Here is a 1,628-nt window from a genome sequence, read left to right as displayed (position 1 = left end):
TCCGATGACGCGGTGGCCGAGGTGGGCGGCGAGGGTGTGGAGGAGTTCGTGGGCCTGGTCGTGGGTGAGGGGGAGGGCGAGCTGTTCGCCGGGGCCGGTGTGGATGTCGAGGTCGACGGCGAGGCGGAGCTGGACGGTGGCGTCGGGGGTGTGTTCGACGGTGAGGTAGGCGACGGTGGTGCGCTCGACGTGCGTGGCGGCGGTGATCATCGGGATCAGGACTCCCACGGCTCGTTCCTCTCGGTGTCGCGGAGCAGGTGGAGGAGGTTGAGGAGGGTGGCGAGGGGGGCGTTGCCGAAGTCGACGAGGATGCGGCCGTCGACGGTGCTGTGGTGGGTGGTGGCGGAGCCCCACTGGATGCCGAACCTGGCGCCTCGGGTGTGGAGTTCGCCGAGGAGGGTGGTGATCTGGGCGTGGGTGTAGTCGCGCATGCGGGGGTCGTCGGGCGCGATCGGGGTGCGGTTGACGGTCACGCGGCGGCGTCCAGCTCGAACCAGACGGTCTTGCCGCCGCGCTTGCGGGGTTCGGTGCCGAAGCGGTGGGTGAGGGAGCGGACGAGGTGCAGTCCCCGGCCGGAGAGCTCGTAGGGGTCGGCACTCTGACGCGGTTCGGGCAGGACGGGGCTGTCGTCGGCGACGGAGACGCGCAGGGTGCGGCCGGCGTGGAGGACGACGACGACGGTGGGGGCGGGGGTGGCGCCGTGGCGCCAGGCGTTGATGTAGAGCTCGCAGAGGGCGAGTTCGGCGTCGTGGATGAGGTCGTCCGGCCAGGCGGCGAGGGCGAGGGCGTCGCGCAGCTCCTCGCGGGCGGCGGACCAGTCGGGCGGTTCGGGCAGCGTGAAGGCACACATCAGGGACCTCCGAAAAGAGGATGCAGTGGGGTTTCACCAGTGGATACGTCGCCGTGAGCCAAGCCAGAACGGGACCGGGATGCCACGCGTGGCTGCTCTGCGGTGCGGGGGCAGCAGGCGCCTACTGCCCTGGAAACAGGCGTTACTGACGATCCATCGGATCGATGTGAGACGACCGTAGCGCACTGTCCACTTAAACTTAAGTAGATGCGGAGAAGTTACCCCTCCCGTGTGACAGATGGCCGGGGCTGCCGGCTGCGCGGCACACTGATGTCACGAAACGCCGAGAGGACGCCATGCCTGGTCGCCATAGCCCAACTCTTCGTCAGCGCCGTCTTGGTGCGGAGCTACGGAGAATGCGAGAGCAGGCGGGCTTGGGCGGCAGCCAACTCGCCCGCACTCTTGGAGTAAGCCCTGCTCAGGTCACACAGATGGAGAACGGCAAGAGCAGCGTCAGCCTGGACCGACTCCAAACGGTCGCGGCGGCCTGCAAATGCACCAACCAGGCCCTGATCAACGCACTCGCCGACATCATCACCGCACGCGGAAAGGGCTGGTGGGAGGAGTACCGCGGAGTCCTCCCCACCGACTTTCTGGAGGTGGCAGAGATGGAAGCCACCGCGCAAAAGCTCTACACGTGGGCAACTACCTACATCCCGGGCCTTCAGCAGACCAAGACCTACTAGTACTTCGTTAGGTCTGGCGTGGTCCGGTGCGCCCTGGTCGGTGTTTGGTGGGTAACTCGCGGTGGCAGGTGGGGCATTCGCCGGTCCAGGCC

The 1,628-nt window shown here is 67.6% G+C and carries 4 protein-coding genes; 1 reads left to right on the top strand and 3 read right to left on the bottom strand.

Translation table 11 applies throughout. The features are described from left to right. The 3 genes from ACWDRR_RS44415 to ACWDRR_RS44405 all read right to left on the bottom strand — a co-directional run. On the bottom strand, nt 1–228 hold a 228-nt coding region (locus ACWDRR_RS44415; RefSeq protein WP_449778037.1), incomplete at its 3' end, for a hypothetical protein. Further along, nucleotides 216–473, bottom strand: coding sequence for a hypothetical protein (locus tag ACWDRR_RS44410; RefSeq protein ID WP_449778036.1), 258 nt, complete (start codon nt 471–473; stop codon nt 216–218). The genes ACWDRR_RS44415 and ACWDRR_RS44410, both read right to left, overlap by 13 nt. Continuing rightward, nucleotides 470–850: an ATP-binding protein gene (locus tag ACWDRR_RS44405; RefSeq protein WP_449778035.1), complete on the bottom strand. Its 381-nt coding sequence runs from the start codon at nt 848–850 to the stop codon at nt 470–472. The genes ACWDRR_RS44410 and ACWDRR_RS44405 overlap by 4 nt, the downstream gene beginning before the upstream one ends. Before the next feature lie 296 nt (nt 851–1,146). On the opposite strand from ACWDRR_RS44405, the gene ACWDRR_RS44400 reads away from it, so the two are divergent. Next, a complete protein-coding gene (locus tag ACWDRR_RS44400; RefSeq protein WP_449778034.1) occupies nt 1,147–1,536 on the top strand; it encodes a helix-turn-helix domain-containing protein in 390 nt (129 codons plus the stop codon). The last annotated feature ends 92 nt before the right edge of the window (nt 1,537–1,628 follow it).

This window comes from Kitasatospora sp. NPDC003701, from assembly GCF_053587085.1.
Note: the sequence above shows the minus strand (reverse complement) of the source record. Positions and strands in the feature narration are given on the sequence as shown.

Bases quoted from the DNA above. Each gene is read 5' to 3' on its own strand.
- ACWDRR_RS44405 (WP_449778035.1), bottom strand. From the start codon at position 850: ATGTGTGCCTTCACGCTGCCCGAACCGCCCGACTGGTCCGCCGCCCGC.
- ACWDRR_RS44400 (WP_449778034.1), top strand. From the start codon at position 1,147: ATGCCTGGTCGCCATAGCCCAACTCTTCGTCAGCGCCGTCTTGGTGCG.